The sequence below is a fragment of the Thalassospira sp. MCCC 1A03138 genome (genome assembly GCF_002115785.1).
In the GTDB taxonomy this organism is placed as follows: domain Bacteria; phylum Pseudomonadota; class Alphaproteobacteria; order Rhodospirillales; family Thalassospiraceae; genus Thalassospira.
In genome coordinates this window covers 216,254-232,015 of the sequence record NZ_JFJY01000007.1, presented here as the reverse complement: position 1 = coordinate 232,015, position 15,762 = coordinate 216,254, and the positions used below count along the sequence as shown (strand labels likewise).

14 protein-coding genes and 1 pseudogene are annotated in these 15,762 nt (G+C 56.0%); 2 read left to right on the top strand and 13 right to left on the bottom strand.

All coding sequences use genetic code 11. From position 1 onward, the window contains the following. Window positions 1–46: 46 nt before the first annotated feature. Together TH468_RS15715 and TH468_RS15710 are read left to right on the top strand one after the other, a co-directional pair. Entirely contained in the window at window positions 47–1,069 is a 1,023-nt protein-coding gene (locus tag TH468_RS15715; RefSeq protein WP_085645559.1) for an asparaginase, read from the top strand. Window positions 1,070–1,081: 12 nt separating this feature from the next. Next, window positions 1,082–1,402 (top strand): YnfA family protein, encoded by a 321-nt coding sequence (locus TH468_RS15710; RefSeq protein ID WP_085645558.1) that lies wholly within the window; start codon window positions 1,082–1,084, stop codon window positions 1,400–1,402. Between the two features lie 89 nt (window positions 1,403–1,491). Here the strand turns inward: TH468_RS15710 and TH468_RS15705 are convergent, their stop codons facing one another. From TH468_RS15705 to argJ, 13 genes and pseudogenes are all read right to left on the bottom strand, one after another. After that, window positions 1,492–2,139: a ThuA domain-containing protein gene (locus TH468_RS15705; RefSeq protein WP_085645557.1), complete on the bottom strand. Its 648-nt coding sequence runs from the start codon at window positions 2,137–2,139 to the stop codon at window positions 1,492–1,494. 11 nt (window positions 2,140–2,150) lie between these two features. Beyond that, complete coding sequence (locus TH468_RS15700; RefSeq protein ID WP_085645556.1) at window positions 2,151–3,260, bottom strand: Gfo/Idh/MocA family protein; 1,110 nt, start codon at window positions 3,258–3,260, stop codon at window positions 2,151–2,153. Window positions 3,261–3,275: 15 nt separating this feature from the next. Further along, window positions 3,276–3,593: a TOBE domain-containing protein gene (locus TH468_RS22040; RefSeq protein WP_371268757.1), complete on the bottom strand. Its 318-nt coding sequence runs from the start codon at window positions 3,591–3,593 to the stop codon at window positions 3,276–3,278. A 291-nt stretch (window positions 3,594–3,884) separates the two neighbouring features. Continuing rightward, window positions 3,885–4,223: pseudogene (locus tag TH468_RS22035) on the bottom strand (ABC transporter ATP-binding protein); the annotation flags it as partial. Between the two features lie 76 nt (window positions 4,224–4,299). Continuing rightward, window positions 4,300–5,922, bottom strand: a complete 1,623-nt coding sequence (locus TH468_RS15690) for a glycoside hydrolase family 43 protein (RefSeq protein ID WP_139834733.1) — start codon at window positions 5,920–5,922, stop codon at window positions 4,300–4,302. A gap of 4 nt (window positions 5,923–5,926) precedes the next feature. Beyond that, complete coding sequence (locus tag TH468_RS15685; protein WP_085645554.1) at window positions 5,927–6,757, bottom strand: carbohydrate ABC transporter permease; 831 nt, start codon at window positions 6,755–6,757, stop codon at window positions 5,927–5,929. Further along, window positions 6,754–7,686, bottom strand: a complete 933-nt coding sequence (locus TH468_RS15680; protein WP_063094287.1) for a carbohydrate ABC transporter permease — start codon at window positions 7,684–7,686, stop codon at window positions 6,754–6,756. Before TH468_RS15680 ends, TH468_RS15685 begins: the two co-directional genes overlap by 4 nt. A gap of 96 nt (window positions 7,687–7,782) precedes the next feature. Next, a complete protein-coding gene (locus TH468_RS15675) occupies window positions 7,783–9,042 on the bottom strand; it encodes an ABC transporter substrate-binding protein (protein ID WP_085645553.1) in 1,260 nt (419 codons plus the stop codon). Between the two features lie 147 nt (window positions 9,043–9,189). Next, entirely contained in the window at window positions 9,190–10,221 is a 1,032-nt protein-coding gene (locus TH468_RS15670; protein WP_085645552.1) for a LacI family DNA-binding transcriptional regulator, read from the bottom strand. A 113-nt stretch (window positions 10,222–10,334) separates the two neighbouring features. Continuing rightward, window positions 10,335–11,768 carry a nitrogen regulation protein NR(II) gene (locus tag TH468_RS15665; RefSeq protein WP_085645551.1) on the bottom strand — a complete coding sequence of 478 codons (1,434 nt, stop codon included), beginning with the start codon at window positions 11,766–11,768 and terminating at the stop codon, window positions 10,335–10,337. 16 nt (window positions 11,769–11,784) lie between these two features. Beyond that, window positions 11,785–12,978, bottom strand: coding sequence for an HD domain-containing phosphohydrolase (locus TH468_RS15660; RefSeq protein WP_085645550.1), 1,194 nt, complete (start codon window positions 12,976–12,978; stop codon window positions 11,785–11,787). 13 nt (window positions 12,979–12,991) lie between these two features. Next, a complete protein-coding gene (locus TH468_RS15655) occupies window positions 12,992–14,212 on the bottom strand; it encodes a response regulator (protein ID WP_085645549.1) in 1,221 nt (406 codons plus the stop codon). 276 nt (window positions 14,213–14,488) lie between these two features. Beyond that, entirely contained in the window at window positions 14,489–15,718 is a 1,230-nt protein-coding gene (gene argJ / locus TH468_RS15650) for a bifunctional glutamate N-acetyltransferase/amino-acid acetyltransferase ArgJ (RefSeq protein ID WP_085645600.1), read from the bottom strand. Window positions 15,719–15,762 lie beyond the last annotated feature (44 nt).

Here is a 15,762-nt window from a genome sequence, read left to right as displayed (position 1 = left end):
AGGTTTGATCCTGTTCTGAATGCGCCCAGTCATGGAGAGCCCCAAGATGTCTGCCAATTCTGCCAACCAGATTGCTGCCAATCCGATCCTTGTCGAAGCCACGCGTGGCGGGATGGTCGAAAGTTTCCATCGCGGGCGGTATGTCGTGATGAAGGCCGATGGCACTGTGGTTGCCGAAGGGGGCGATATTGACGCGTTGATGTATCCGCGATCCGCGATCAAGCCGTTGCTGGCGATCCCGCTGCTTGAAAGCGGGGCGGCGGATGCCTTCGGGCTTGAGGACAAACATATCGCGCTGGCCTGTTCGTCCCATAATGGCGAGGAAGAACATGCCAAGACCGTTGCCGCATGGCTTGAGAAAATCGGGTTGTCCGTCGATACGCTGGCCTGTGCGCCGCATTATTCATTGAGCCTGAATGCGGCGATCAAGCAGGCGTCGGATCATGTGAAACTTTCCAAGGCGCATAACAATTGTTCGGGCAAGCATTGCGGGTTCCTGACAACCGCACAGCATCTGGGTGATGATCCCGAAGGTTATATCGAGGAAGCCCACCCGGTTCAGCAGCGCCTGATCAGAATTCTGGAAGAAATGGGCGATTGCGATCTGTCGTCCACGCCACGCGGCATTGATGGATGCGGCATTCCGGTGATCGGGATGCGGTTGCGTGACCTTGGCCTTGCCATGGCGCGCATGGCTGATCCAAGCGGATTGGCACCGAAGCGTATCGAGGCGATCAAACGCATCCGAGAGGGATGTGCGGCCGCCCCGTTCATGGTGGCGGGCACCGGGCGTTTCTGCACCGGAATCATGGAGGTGTGCGGAGAGGATGCGCTGGTCAAGGTTGGGGCGGAAGGCGTTTATTGCGCAGCATTCCCCAAACAGGGTCTTGGCGTTGCTCTTAAGATCGATGATGGCACCCAGCGCGGGGCCGAGGTCGCGATGGGGTCGATATTGCGCCAGCATGGCGTGATTGACGATGCCCGTGCCGAGACACTTAAAAAGTATCTGACGCCGGTTCTGACCAACTGGGCGGGCAAATATGCCGGGGATTTGCGCCCCGCATTCTGATTTGGGGGAAAGATGCACAGCATTGCGGCCTATGCCGGTGCAGCAATTGCCGAAATCGCCGGATGCTTTGCGTTCTGGGCGTGGCTTCGGCTTGGCAAATCCGCATTTTGGATCGTGCCGGGTATTTTGTCGCTGATTGTGTTCGCGTGGCTTTTGACCAGGGTTGAAAGCGATTTTGCCGGTCGGGCCTATGCGGCCTATGGCGGGATTTATATCGCCGCGTCGCTGGGCTGGTTGTGGCTGGTTGAAGGTAAAATGCCCGACCGATGGGACATGACCGGGGTTGCGGTCTGCCTGGTTGGGGCGGGGATTATCCTGTTTGCGCCGCGATAGGCTGGCGATTTTTTGACAGTGTCATCAAATGCAAAGACCACACCCGAAAATCAACGGGTGTGGTCTTTGTCAATGCGCGGTGGCGGGTCTTAGCGTGCCGCCCAAATCAGGCCGCGACGGACAATTTCATGCATCTGGGGGACTTTGAATTCGTCGGCAACGTGACCAAGGGCCGAGAAAAAGACCCGTGCCTTGCCATAGCGGTGTTTCCAGACCACCGGCATTTTCACCCCGTCAATCCACGCGGCATGTTCGCCGGTGAAGGTGGTTTCGGCCAGCACATCAATCGCCGGGTCGATATGCATGTAATATTGTTCGGAATGGTAATCGAAATCGCCGATGCCTTCGACAACGGGATCATCGGGTTTGGTGATGTTGACGCGGTAATCAATGATATTGCCCGGATGGGCGACCCATTGCCCGCCGACCATGAATTGATAGGCCGGTTCCATGCGGAACGTATCACCCATGCCACCATGAAAACCGCCAAGCCCGGTTCCGGCAGCAACGGCGGCAACCAGATTGTCGAGCGCATCCTTTTCAACCGTCGTCTGGGTGCAGAGAGGCACAATCAGATCAAACCGATCAAGGTCTTCGCGTGCAAGGCAGTCTGTGCCTTCGACCCGTTCGGTGTTGAAGTTTTCGTTGCGCAGCATGGTGTCGATAACTTTGGCGCAGGCTTCGGGTTCGTGTCCTTCCCATCCGCCGTAGAAGATGAGGGCTGATTTCTGGGGCATGGTTTTATCCTTTATGCGTGAATTTGGCCGACGGACAGGTTTGGTGCGAGCCCGTCGGGTCGGTCACAATGGCTTTGGATGGCGATGGTGCGTTGTTCCAGCGTGGCGGTCAGGAGGCTTTCCATCACGTCAAGAACATGCAGGGCGAGTTTGCCACTGGCACGGTGCGGACGATTATTGAGAATGGCATCGGCCATATCGGCGATGCCGATCCCGCGATAATTGTCGTCGCCATAGCCATGCGTCATTGGCATGTCCTGCCAGTCCTCGCCACGGCGACAGAGTGCGACGGTGCCATCAAAGCGGTTGGGATCGGGTACAAGCAGGGTGCCTTCGCTGCCATAGACTTCAAGCGGGGTGTGGCGGTGTGCCTCGACATCAAAACTGGTGGTGATCTGAACCAGTGCGCCGCTGGTGAATTCCATGACACCGGTAATATGGGTTGGCGTGGTGACGGGGATTTCCTGCCCCTTGCGGGGGCCGGATTCAATGACGCGGGTGGTGCGGCTGCTTCGCCCCATGCCCGAAACACGTGATACCGGACCCAGCATATTGACCATCGCGGTGATGTAATAAGGCCCCATATCAAGCAGTGGACCGCCGCCATCCCGGACATAGTAGAAATCCGGGTTGGGATGCCAGCGTTCGTGACCGGGCAGCATCAAGGTCGCGGTCCCGGCAAGGGGAGTGCCGATTTTGTCCTGATCGATCAGGGCGCGTGCGGTCTGGTGACTGCCGCCAAGGAAGGTATCGGGCGCGCAGCCGACCCGCACACCTTTTGGGGCCGCGAGCGAGAGCAGGGCACGGGCATCGGCGACATTTCCGGTTAGCGGTTTTTCGGAATAGACATGTTTGCCGGCATTTACCGCCGCCATGCTGACATCCATGTGGGCGGCCGGGATCGTCAGGTTCAGGATGATATCAATGTCATCGCGGGCCAGAAGGGCATCGACGGTCAGGGCATCGACGTTGAATGCCTCGGCGCGGATGCGTGCTGCGTCCGGGTTCAGGTCGGCGACGGCCTTGACGTCGATCTGCGGGAAGGTTTGGGCACGTTTAAGGTATATTTCGCTGATTACACCGCATCCGATGATACCAACGCCAAGTGATGATGCTGTCATAACGAGTTTTTCCGTTCAGGTGGCGGGCGCAGAAAGTGCGTCTTTGGCGTGGATTTTCCGGCCATCCTTGCCAAACAGATGCAGGTGCTTTTCATCCGGGGTCAGGAAAACACGATCCCCGGTACGAAGGGGGTGATGGCCGGGCAGGCGCACGGTAACGGACCCGAAATCATCGGTTTCCATATAGACGACGGTGTCGCTGCCAAGATTTTCAATCACCCCGGCTCTGGCAGCCCATTTGCCATTTTCCATATGGGTTTCGAGATGTTCGGGGCGGATGCCGACCGATTTGATGTCATCGCGGCCAATGGCCTGACCGGGCAGCAGGTTCATTTTCGGCGACCCGATGAAGGCGGCGACAAATTCGGTTTGCGGATTGTCGTAAAGTTCCATCGGCGGGCCGACCTGTTCGATGCGACCGGCATTCATCACCACGATCTGATCGGCCAGTGTCATGGCTTCGACCTGATCGTGGGTGACATAAACCATGGTCGCACCGATGGATTGGTGCAGTTCGGCCAGTTCAACGCGCATCTGGGTCCGCAAGGCGGCATCCAGGTTTGAAAGCGGTTCATCAAACAGGAATACCTTGGGATTGCGCACAATCGACCGCCCGATGGCAACGCGTTGACGTTGCCCGCCGGAAAGTTCGGACGGTTTGCGATCCAGCAACGGTTCAAGATGCAGGCGTTTTGCCGCGTCCTTGACCCGTTCTTCACGTTCAGAGGTGGGCATTTTCATTAGACGCAGGCCAAAATCGATATTTTGTGCCACGGTCATATGCGGATAAAGCGCATAGGATTGGAACACCATCGAAATGCCGCGTGCGGATGGCTCGAAACCGGTGACGTCGGTGCCGCCGATTTCAATCGCCCCGGATGTCGGTTTTTCCAGACCCGCAATCATGCGAAGCAGGGTCGATTTGCCGCAACCCGATGGACCGACCAGCACGGTAAAGGAGCCATGCGGGATTTCGAGTTCGATATCAGGGATGACTTCGATGGGGCCGAAGCATTTATTGATATGTCTGAGATGAACGTCAGCCATTGTTGCGTTCCCCGTTGGCTTGATAGATGAAATGGGCGAAATCGGCGTGAATGCCGCGGCCGCTATTGTCGTGGGCGGCCATGCCGATGAAGGCACCGGTGAAGTTCGTGCCTTCGCCGCTTCCGGCTTCGTCAGACAGGGCGGTGTGATCGAGGACCGCATCAATCATGGTCCAATCGCCGCCGGGAAGGGCATAGCGGAACTGCAATTCCGGCCCGTTCACATCAACGCCAAGGCGGATGACACCGTCTTTGGGAAGGTCGATAGACGCCGGCAGCGGGTAGGTCAGCCGGGCATAGGGGAAATCGCCCGGGCAGCTATAGATGTTGAGCTTGCGGTTGCCGTCTTCGTCGGCGGTGACAGCGAGGTAATGGTACTGGAACCGGTTGTACCACGCCATCAGGCCCGCCATCTGCTGGAAGTCCAGCGGGGTAAATTCAACGACGGTTTCGGCACTGTAATTGATGTCGGTCTGACGACGGGCGACAAGGGAATGTTCGAATGCGCCCCCCGGTGCCTGACGCCCGAACAGGCGCAGATGCCCCGGTCGTTCGGCCAGCGAAAACAGGCGCTCGGGTTCGGGGGTACGCAGCCATTGGAACATGGCGGGCAGGTCGCCCGGTGTGAAATCAATACGCGACGGTTCGGCTTCGAACGGATGGGGTTCAAGATCGGGGGCCGGGACCGTCAGGTCAGGCTGGTTGGTGCCATTGGCCAGACGGGGCCATTCGCCTTTTTCCCAGATCAGTTTCTGGATCGCGGTTTCGCGGCCCAGTGGTGATCTTTTGGTGCCGGGCAGCGGACGGCTGCACAGATGCACCATATAGAATTCACCATTCTGCGTTTCGACAATATCGGCATGGCCCGCACGTTGCAGCGGGTTTTCGGGATTGTCCTTGGACGTCAGGATATGTTTGGCCGGATCGGTTTCATACGGCCCGGTCAGTTCGCGTGACCGGGCGATGGTCACGGCGTGGTTATAGCCAGTGCCGCCTTCGGCCACGAGCAGATAGTAATAGCCATCGCGACGATAAAGATGCGGGCCTTCGGTAAACAGGTGATCCGTCCCGCGATAGATGTTGCGGATGGGGCCGACAAGTTTCTGTTCGGTTGTGGCGTATTCCTGAAGGGCGATACCGACAAAGCGTTCGCCGACCACCTGATTATGATCCCAGATCATGTTGATCAGCCATTTGCGGCCATCATCATCATGGAACAGCGACGGATCAAAGCCCGATGCATTGAGATAGATCGGATCAGACCACGGGCCATCAATGGCGGGGGCAGTGACAAGATAGTTTGGCGTATCCTTGAAGGCGCCATCCTTGCGTTTGACGTCGGTATAAATCAGCCAGAACAGACCGTCGGCATAGGTCAGGCAGGGCGCCCAGATGCCACCGGAATCCGGGTTGCCGCGCATATCGAGTTGCGATTTGCGGTTTAACGGACGCGATATCAGTTTCCAGTTTACCAGATCGCGGGAATGATGAATTTGAACACCGGGGAACCATTCGAAGGTCGAGGTCGCGATGTAATAATCATCGCCCACACGGCAGATTGACGGGTCCGGGTTGAAACCGGGAAGGATGGGGTTCTGGATCATTTCAGCAGACATGGCATCAACCTTTGACAGCACCACCGGTCAGGCCGGCGACGATATATTTCTGGGCAGCGAGGAAGAACACGATGGCGGGCATGATCGTCAGGGTGACGAAGGCCAGGGTGCGGTTCCATTCGGTGACGAATTCACCGCGGAACTGCATCATGCCAAGCGGCCATGTGAAGGCTTCGCGTGAATTGAGCATGACCAGAGGCAGCAGGAAGTTGTTCCAGCTCTGGACGAAGACGAAGACGCCAACCGTGGCGAGGATCGGTGTGGAAAGCGGCAGGGTGAACCGCCAGAAAAACCTTATATAGCCACAGCCATCGACATAGGCGGCTTCGAACAGTTCACGCGGGAGCTGTTCGAAGAAGGTGCGGAAAAGCAGAATTGCCAGCGACAACCCGAAGGCGGTTTGCGGAAGAATGACCGACCAGTAGGAATCCAGAAGGCCGATATCGCGCACCTGAATGAACAGCGGCAGGATGGCGGTTGCAAACGGGAACATCAGGCCCAGCAGCAGATAGGAAAACAGCATCCGCGATCCGAAGAAGCGGATTTGCGCGAACACATAGGCCGCAGCCGCCCCGACCAGAAGGGTCAGGATCACCGCCAACACCGAAATCAGCAGCGAATTGCCCAGATATCGCCAGAAGGCCGGGTCCGACGCGATGGCGTTATAGAATTCGAAATTCCAGCTTTCGGGCAGGCCAAAGGCGCTGGTGCGGATTTCGGCATTGGTTTTAAAGCCGCCAAGGGCGGTGGCAAGCAGGGGTGCGATGACGAAACTGGCGATGACGCACAGTATGGTGACGCGCAGAAGATTGCGCAGGAAGGTTTTGCTTGTCATGGCTTTTTCCCCGGCGACATGGCGGCACGTTGATAGAAAATGGCAACGGCAACCGCGGTGATGAACAGGACAACCCCGATGGCACTGCCAAAACCGATGCGCAGACGTGTCAGGCCGAAGGTGTAAAGATAGGTGACAATGGTGTGGCTGGTGTTGGAAGGCCCACCATTGGTCAGCGGGATGATCACGTCAAAGACCTGAAGCGCGCCGATAATGGCGAAAAAGGCGCTGACGATGATGGCAGGTTTGATCAGCGGGATCTGTACATAGCGCACGATATCAAACGGTTTTGCGCCTTCGATGCGGGCGGCTTCGATCAGATCGCGGGGTACGCCTTGCAGGGCGGCGATATAGATCATCATGTGGAAGCCGAAATATTTCCAGACGATCACGGTCATCACCGCAACAAAGGCCCAGTCGCGATCCGCCAGAATGAAGAAGGGTTCAAGCCCGAAGGTTTCGCCAACCGATGCTGTGACGCCATAATGGCCGTCGAAAACGAAGCTCCAGATCAGGCCAGCGGCGACTTCGGCAAGGATGTAGGGCACAAAGAAGATCAGCCGGAACAGGGCATTGGTGGGTGTTTTCTTATAGATCAGAAGGGCGAGGAACAGGGCGAGTGGCATCTGGACCAGAAGCGATACCAGAACGATCTTGATCGTGTTCCAGATCGCCGAATGGAATACGGAATGTCCGATCATCTGTTCGAAATTCTTCAGTCCGACATAGTCGGTCGGTTCGCCATATCCGTTCCAGTTAAAGAACGCGAAATAGCCCGACTGAAGCAGGGGAAGAATGACAAACAGGCTGAACAGGATCAGGGCAGGCGGCAACAGCAACACAAGGGCCGCGAATTTGCCATTGGTCAGGACGTTTTTTGTGCGCTGGACCAGCGAAAGGTGCGGCGGGGCGTGGGGGATGGTCGGCATGGGCCGCCTCCGAAGCATGTATCATTGGAGAAGGTGGGGGCGTTGCCCAACCCGCAAGCGGATTGAACCAAACGCCCCCGAATGCAGGGTCAGAACTTACTGGAAGTCCCAGGCTTCCTGAATTTGTGCGGCGGCTTCTTCTGGGGTGATGACTTCCTGGGCCAGATCGGCGGAAATATCATTGACCGTGGCGCCGACGGACGCCCCGAGATACTGATCAAGGAAGATCTGGTGATAGGAGGACTGCGTCAGATCACGGGCGACCTGCTGGAAGAACGGATTATCGATTGCGTCGTCGGTTCCCTTGACGATCGGAATGAAGATCCCGGCCTTGGCGGCTTCGCGCTGATATTTGTCGCTGATCATGTGTTGCAGGAAATCAGCCGCTTCGTCAGGCGCATTATGTGAAACCGCCCAGCCATTGATGCCGCCAAAGGTTGCATCGGCACCGGCTTCGCCACCATCGATCATCGGGAAGGGCATGATGGCCAACTGTTCATCAGATAGGCCCTTGCCACTTTGGGAACGTGCACGCGACGGAAGGTAATCCCAGTCCCCCATCAGGTGGAAGGCGGCCGCGCCATCGCCGAACATGCCGCTGGCCTGTTCGTAGCTTGTGCCCATCATGCCCGACTGGAAGGGTTCAAGCTTGACCAGTTCCTGGAAGGTCCGGCCCGCATTGACGAAAGGCTCTGACTCGAAATTCTCGCCGTCATCCTGCATGGCTTCGTTAATCGCATCCGCCCCGCCATAGCGCAGCGCAAGATAGGCCCAGTAGAAATGCAGCGGCCATTTATCCTTGCCGCCAGCGACAATCGGGGTAACGCCGGCATCCTTGATTTTCTGGACGGCTTTGAGGAAATCATCCCAGGTTTTGATCTGGGTGTGATCGACGCCAGCCTTGGCGGTCAGGTCTTTATTGACCCAGAAGATGACCTCGGTCGCATAGATTGGCAGGCCGTAAATCTTGTCGTCGACCGAATAGGCGTTAACCGCGGATTTGGGAACGGTATCAAGGAAATCGCTGTTTAGCAGGCCGGATATGTCTTTGAGGAAGCCGGCCTTTGCCTGATCGGCCAGCGTCTGACCACCCCAGCTATAGAAAATGTCGGGGGCAGCATCGGATTGCAGCAGGGTCGGCAGTTTGCTTTTATAGGCTTCGTTGGCGAGATATTCGAAATTGACTTTCACGCCGGGGTGGCTGGCTTCGTAATCTTTGCCGATAGTCGACAGATATGCCTTCTGGGCCGGATCGCCGGTTTCAACGCGCAGAATATTGATGGTGGTATCGGCCTGTGCGGCGACGGTGCACAGACTGCATACGGCGATGCCGACAGCGCCAAGCATGTGTTTCATTGGTTTCTCCCGGGGGTTGCTTTTGCAACCTTTTGTTGATGCATTTTAGGACGAAACGATATCCAGTTGCTTTTCTGAGGTACGTACGTCTTTGATGAACGTACCTCAAAAGAGAGGAATTTAAAAGTGCCTGTTTCAGATTTTGTTCTAGGGGAGGTTGTCACGCATGAAAATATCGATGCGGATGCGTTCCTGTGCATTCAGGAATGGACGTCCGTCAACCAGTGCCTTTAGCACACGCACGGCACTTCGGGCTTCATGGCCGGGGTCCTGATTGATGACGGCGTCAAAGATGCCGTTTTGTAATGCGGTCCGGGTATGTTCGGTCAGTTCGTGGGCGACCACCGGGATTTTTCCGGCCTTGCCGGTTTTTTCAAGAGCGCGGATAACGCCACGATTGCCCGCCCCCAGGCTGTATAGTGCGACAATATCGGAATTTTGTTCGAGCATTTCGCGCAGCAACAGTTCCACCCGGTCGGAATTATCGAGACCTTCGATGGCAGGCAGGATCGAGAAATGCGGATATTCGTTGCGGATGATCCGTTCAAAGCCGTTGCGCCGTTCCATATGGTCACGCAGTAGCATTGAGCCTGCTATGACCGCGATTTTCCCCGATAGCGCATGGCAAAAACGACCAAGCAATCCGGCGGCAGTCCGGCCGGCAACTTCGTTGTCAATCCCGATGAAATGTTCGCGCCGGGATGTCGGATGGTCACTGACCAGAGTCACGACATGGATATTGCGTTCCCGCAGTCCCTCTATTGCCTGATGCACGGCTTGTGATTCCGTGGCGACAACGGCGACACCGTCGAATTTCTGATGGCCAATGGCATCAAGCACCTCGGCCAGGGCAATGCCATCGAAGGCCGTGACCATGATGGTTTCGATTTCTATGCGATCAAGCGGCCCGTGTTCGGCAATTTTGCCAACTTCCTGCTCCAGGCCACGCATAAAGGTATTGGGGCCCTTGGGCAGGATAAAGCAGAACCGGTAAAAGCGTTTTTTGGACAGATTGGCGGCGGCGATATCGCGTTCATATCGCAGTTTTGCCATGGCTTCTTCGACCTTGCGCGCGGTGGCCGGACGGACGCCGCTTCGTGCATTTAAAACCCTGTCGACGGTGGCAAGACTGACTCCGGCCTCGCGGGCAACGTCATGAACGGTCGGACGCGACGCCATATTGGTCTCCAGATTGGGTTTTCGCCGATGAGGTTTTCAGAAGCCGAACCCTAACTTATGAAACAGTTCTATTAAATCCAATATATTCAAAGATGTCGCGATACATCGGGATCCTAGGCATTTTTCTTCTTTTTATCGGGAGCCTTTTTGACCGTGTCAGGTTTACCTGTCCGATCCTCAGCCGGGAGGAGGACGTGGAAGGTTGTGCCTTTGCCCATTTCGGTTTCAAACCAGATGCGCCCGCCATGCTTGATCTGCACGATGTCGTGGGTGATGGCAAGGCCCTGACCGGTGCCTTTGCCGACTTCCTTGGTAGTGAAAAACGGGTTGAAGATTTTGGACCGGTTTTCCTTGGCGATGCCCGTGCCGTTATCGGAAATGCTGATCAGGATGCTGTCATCAAGGAAGGTGGTTTTGATTTTGATCTCGCCTTCTTCGGGGGACCGCCCGGCGGCGTCAATCGCCTGGGCGGCATTGACGATCAGGTTGAGAAACACCTGATTGATTTCGTTGATATGGCACGGGATATGCGGCAGTTCCGGTTCGTATTTTTCGACGAGCTGCGCGTAATGTTTCCATTCATTGCGTGAAATCACGACCACATTGGACAGGACCCGGTTGATATCGGTCGCGGTTTTTTCCGCCCCGCCCGGATGGGAAAATTCCTTCATCGACAGGACGATGCGGGCAACCTGATTGATGCCATCAAGTGATTGTTGGGTCGCATGCGGGATTTCATCGAGCAGGAATTCCAGATCGGCATCGCGCATTTTGCGGGCAAATTTATTAAACGTATCGTCGGGAAGCCGGGAGCGATTTTGCCAAAGCGTTTGTAATGCAAGCCCCAGTATGCGCGAAAGCGCCCCATAGCCATCATTGAGGAATTTAAGGTTGTCGCGGATATACTGGCTGGGTGTGTTGATTTCGTGCGCGATCCCGCCAGCCAGATGGCCGATGGCTTCGAGTTTTAATGCCTCGCGCAGTTCGCCTTCGAGTTTTTGTTGTGATTCTTCGGCCAGCTTTCGCCGGGTGATGTCACGGAAAATGTAAAGGTAGCTCATTTCGCCGGTGAAATTGGCGGGGCTGACGGTGATTTCCATCGGGAAGGTATCGCCATCAAGGCGTTGGCCCATGGTTTCGGTATAGTCGTAACGCAGTGTGCCACTGCTGATATTGATACACCGGTTCAGCAGTTTGTGCCGCACGGTTGATTTGCGATCAACAAACAGGGAATCGACCGACATACCCAGCATATCGGTCATCGCGCCGCGCAAAAGACTGGCCGCAGATTCGTTGCAATCGCAGATCATGCCTGTTCCATCGACAACCAAAATGCCTTCGACAACGCTGTTAAGGATGGTTTTAAGCCGCTGGTTTGATTCGGTTTCGCGTTTCTTTTGTTCATTCAGAAGCGCGTGAATCTGTTTCAGGGCTTCGGGGCTGACATCAAGCTGATCAATCGCATCGATCAGATCATCGGTACGCGTGGAATCGCTGGTCGGGTGGATGACCTTGAGGTTTTCGTCGTTATAGCGTTTGTCGTTCATACCGGCTTTCCGTGTTTCAACCGTTTTGCGAAGGTTTCATGCCGCCACGACGAATGCGGATCGGTTCATGGAATTTGTGAATCTGTTGAAACACGCGAAGGCGCTGTAACTGGACTTCGGAAACGTGATTGCCATGGGTCAGCAGCACATGGCCGTCGACGGTTTCGATATCGGTCATCAGGAAGTCATTTACCCGCAGCGATTTCAGCAAAATATCCTGTTCGCGGCCCTTGGGATGGGTTTCGAGATCATAGGAATCGTCAACTATAGCCACCAGGTTGGAAATCTGGCCGAAAAGTTCCGGATCGTAGCGATGCGCGTGTTCTTTCAGCTCATCGAAATTCTGGGCAAGCGGCATATCGCCGGTACTGATTTCGGCAAGATCATTGAGGATACGCAGAACGCGCGCGCCAAGGGGAATGTCGGTGCCCTTCGGGCTATTGTCGGTCGGGAAGCCCGTGCCATCGAAATTGCGGAACTGAAGATAGACGATTTCGCCGATATGGTTCAGGCGCGGGATATTGGAAATCAGACGTTTTCCGACCTCTGGTGTGCGTTTGAGAAGATCACGTTCAAGCGGTTGCAGAACTTTGCCCATGGCCAGACGCGCCAGCGTTTCAGGTGGTAGCGAGACCAGGCCAATCGGCGCAAGAAGGGCGGCCAGACCAAGTTCCCATGGCTGGGGATAGCCAATATCGCGCGCAATCATGTCGCACCATGATTTCACCCGCATGGATCGGCCGAATATCAGGGGATTAAGCTGGGCCAGAACATCGGTCAGAACCTTGACGCTGCCTGCCAGTGTCTGTTCCAGAAGATCGCGTTCCGCCGTGATCAGATGATATTGGCGGATGGCATCGTTGATCCCCTGTTCAAGAATTTCATCATCGCAGGGTTTGCTGAAAAACCGGAAAATGTGACCACGATTGATGGCTTCGACGGCGGTGTGTTGATCGGCATTGCCGGTCAGCATCATGCGGACCGTATCGGGACTGACGCGGCTTATTTCGGTAAGAAGTTTGACACCGTCCATGCCAGGCATGCGCATATCGGCAATACATACGGCAAAGGGGCCGTCTTCCATCAGAATCCGCAGGGCCTCCTGCCCGCCAATGGCGATCTCAAAATCGTATTTGCCACGCAGTTTGCGTTGCATGGCATGCAGAAGGTTTTTGTCATCATCGACGAAAAGGACTTTGCTTTTTTCCATGCCCGTTGTCCTTTTACTGCGTCAGGGTTTTGTATTTTTCGGCGACCACGCGGGCAATTTTGTGCCATTCATCAAGTTGCTGTGCCTTGCCGATAGTCTTGAGGTAATCCATGTCGATATGGCTTTCGGCCTCTTTGCCGGCTTCCTCGGCGGCGACCTGACGGGTCAGGTCCTGTGCGGCATAGATCGCAGTCAGAATATTCATTTCGCGATGCGGGGTCGCCATCGGGCGGTGGTGATAGGCAACGGCCTGCACCACAGGGGCAGGAAAACCCCAAAGCCCAAGCAGATAGGCACCTATTTCGGGGTGACCGGCCCCGAATTTTTCGGCTTCGGCCTGTTCGATCGGAATATGTTCCCTTTCAACCCGTTCGATGACTTCGGCCATTTCGGCATTGCGGTTGGCATACAGGATCAAACTGCCGATATGGCTGAGCATTCCGGTTGATGGCACGACCTGACATATGGCACGTGGCAGTTTTTCATATTCGGCAATCAGGGCGGCGGTCACACCGATCTGCTGACTGCGGTGGCAAAGGCGCAGAAGTTTGTCGGCTTCGCTTGCAGGGCCATCAAAGCCACGGAACACACCAACAAACAGCGCAAGTGCCTTGAGCGTTTCGGTGCCAATCATGCGCACCGCATGAGAGACGGAACTTATTTTCTGGGCGATGGCAAAATAGGCGGAATTGGTCAGTTTCAGAACTTCGGCGGTCAGTGCGATGTCTGAAGAGACGATTTGGCTGATCTGTTCCTGCGAGATTTTCGGATCTTCGAGTGCCTTGACCAACCGTAGGTAGGTATCCGGCGGGGAGCTTAGTGTGTCGATGCTGGCAACGAGTGAGCGCAATTCAGGGCGGGCTAGAAGATTGCGAAGATCAAGCGCGTTTTCGATGGTTTCAACCAGTAACGCGTCTTCACAGGGTTTGGCCAGATATTGATGGGCGGGACCGACGGTGCGCAGGACGGCTTCTTCTTCGGCGAAGCCCGAAAGGATAATGCGGGTGGCGTGTGGATGGGATTTTTGCAGGGTGCTCAGCAACGTTGCGCCATCCATGCCGGGCATGCGCATATCCGATACGACCACATCGAATTCTTCGTGATTGGCAAGTTCAATGGCAGCCGCGGCACTGGTGGCAAAAACCATGTGCCAGTCCGGACGCATGCCGCGCAACCGCCGCCGCAGGCCGTTCAGGATGTTTTCGTCATCATCAACGAACAGGATATTGTTCATAAATCGGGGTCCATACAACGCGTGCTGCTTTTGGTGTTACCTACGTATTTGGTGATTTTAGCCTTCAGATCAAAGGTATCGGGCCGCAATTAATTAAAGTTGTGATCAAAAAAATTTTACACGTCATGGATAAACCGACGAATGCGCTGAGATGTTGCTGTGCCGGGTATATCGGGGCGGTCCTGACGGAACGGAAGTCCGTTCTGAGCCGGACAGCAAAAAGCCGCCTTCCGATGAAAGGCGGCTTTTGATAAATGCGGGTCTAATGCCGGTCAATCAGCTGCGGTAATCCGCATTGATCGAAATATAGCCATGTGTCAGATCGCAGGTCCAGACGGTGGCCGTGCCATCGCCAAAGCCAAGATCGACATCGATATCGATATACTGGCCCTTGATGTGGGCTGCGACCGGGGCTTCGTCATAATCGGCGACGCGTTCGCCGTTTTTCGCCAGAACAATACCACCGATGGAAACGGTCAGTTTGTTCGGGTCGGCCTGCACGCCGCATTTGCCAACCGCCATGACGATGCGGCCCCAGTTGGCGTCTTCACCGGCAATAGCGGTTTTGACCAGCGGAGAGTTTGCAATCGCCTTGGCGGTGATTTTGGCTTCTTTCTCACTGATGGCGCCAGTGACATTGACGGTGATGAATTTCGAAGCACCTTCGCCGTCGCGCACCACCTGATGGGCCAGATCACGCATCACGTCTTCAAGGGCGGTTTTGAAACCGGCCAGTGCCGGATCATCAATACCGGTGACGGCAGCATTGCCCGCCTTGCCGGTTGCCGCCAGAAGGACGGTATCAGACGTCGAGGTATCGCTATCGACCGTAATCGCATTGAACGACCGGTTGGTGCAATCGGCCAGCAGCGCCTGAAGCAGGTCATGGGGCACGGCGGCATCGGTAAAGATGAAGCCCAGCATGGTTGCCATGTTCGGTTCGATCATGCCTGAACCCTTGGCGAAGCCGGCAATGGTGACTTTGGCGCCGTGGATGGTGGCGGTAGCCGATGCGCCCTTGGGGAAGGTATCGGTGGTCATGATCGCCTTGGCGGCATCAAGCCAGCCAGCGTCATTTGCCAGAAGGTCGGGCAGGGCATCGGTGATGCGGTTTGCGGTGGTCGGCTCCCCGATGACACCGGTGGAGGCGGTGAAAATCTCGGTCTTGTCGCAGCCCAGCGCCTTTGCAGCGGCTTCGACCTTGTCTGCGACGAATTTTTCGCCCGCCTTGCCGGTGAAGGCAACCGAGTTACCGGCATTGACAAAGAATGCCCGGCCGGTGCCGCCTTTAAGCGCCTCGCGTCCCCAGCGAACAGCGGCCGATGCCGTGGTCGAGGTGGTGAAGACACCCGCAACCTGTGTGCCCGGTTCGAGTTCGGCCAGAAGGACATCGGGGCGGCCCTTGTAGCGGATACCAAGGGTCACGGTATGCAGTTTGACACCGGGAATTGCCGGAAGATCGGGGAAGCCGGCCGGGGCCAGCGGAGAAAGCGACGTCGCAACCATCTGTTCAATTTCCTTCGTTGAACGTAACCCTGCCATTAATCCAA

What these genes read in the sequence shown, in the direction of transcription:
- TH468_RS15715 (WP_085645559.1), top strand. Translation starts at nt 47, where the DNA reads ATGTCTGCCAATTCTGCCAACCAGATTGCTGCCAATCCGATCCTTGTC.
- TH468_RS15710 (WP_085645558.1), top strand. Translation starts at nt 1,082, where the DNA reads ATGCACAGCATTGCGGCCTATGCCGGTGCAGCAATTGCCGAAATCGCC.
- TH468_RS15705 (WP_085645557.1), bottom strand. Translation starts at nt 2,139, where the DNA reads ATGCCCCAGAAATCAGCCCTCATCTTCTACGGCGGATGGGAAGGACAC.
- TH468_RS15700 (WP_085645556.1), bottom strand. Translation starts at nt 3,260, where the DNA reads ATGACAGCATCATCACTTGGCGTTGGTATCATCGGATGCGGTGTAATC.
- TH468_RS22040 (WP_371268757.1), bottom strand. Translation starts at nt 3,593, where the DNA reads ATGAACCTGCTGCCCGGTCAGGCCATTGGCCGCGATGACATCAAATCG.
- TH468_RS15690 (WP_139834733.1), bottom strand. Translation starts at nt 5,922, where the DNA reads ATGTCTGCTGAAATGATCCAGAACCCCATCCTTCCCGGTTTCAACCCG.
- TH468_RS15685 (WP_085645554.1), bottom strand. Translation starts at nt 6,757, where the DNA reads ATGACAAGCAAAACCTTCCTGCGCAATCTTCTGCGCGTCACCATACTG.
- TH468_RS15680 (WP_063094287.1), bottom strand. Translation starts at nt 7,686, where the DNA reads ATGCCGACCATCCCCCACGCCCCGCCGCACCTTTCGCTGGTCCAGCGC.
- TH468_RS15675 (WP_085645553.1), bottom strand. Translation starts at nt 9,042, where the DNA reads ATGAAACACATGCTTGGCGCTGTCGGCATCGCCGTATGCAGTCTGTGC.
- TH468_RS15670 (WP_085645552.1), bottom strand. Translation starts at nt 10,221, where the DNA reads ATGGCGTCGCGTCCGACCGTTCATGACGTTGCCCGCGAGGCCGGAGTC.
- TH468_RS15665 (WP_085645551.1), bottom strand. Translation starts at nt 11,768, where the DNA reads ATGAACGACAAACGCTATAACGACGAAAACCTCAAGGTCATCCACCCG.
- TH468_RS15660 (WP_085645550.1), bottom strand. Translation starts at nt 12,978, where the DNA reads ATGGAAAAAAGCAAAGTCCTTTTCGTCGATGATGACAAAAACCTTCTG.
- TH468_RS15655 (WP_085645549.1), bottom strand. Translation starts at nt 14,212, where the DNA reads ATGAACAATATCCTGTTCGTTGATGATGACGAAAACATCCTGAACGGC.
- argJ (WP_085645600.1), bottom strand. Translation starts at nt 15,718, where the DNA reads ATGGTTGCGACGTCGCTTTCTCCGCTGGCCCCGGCCGGCTTCCCCGAT.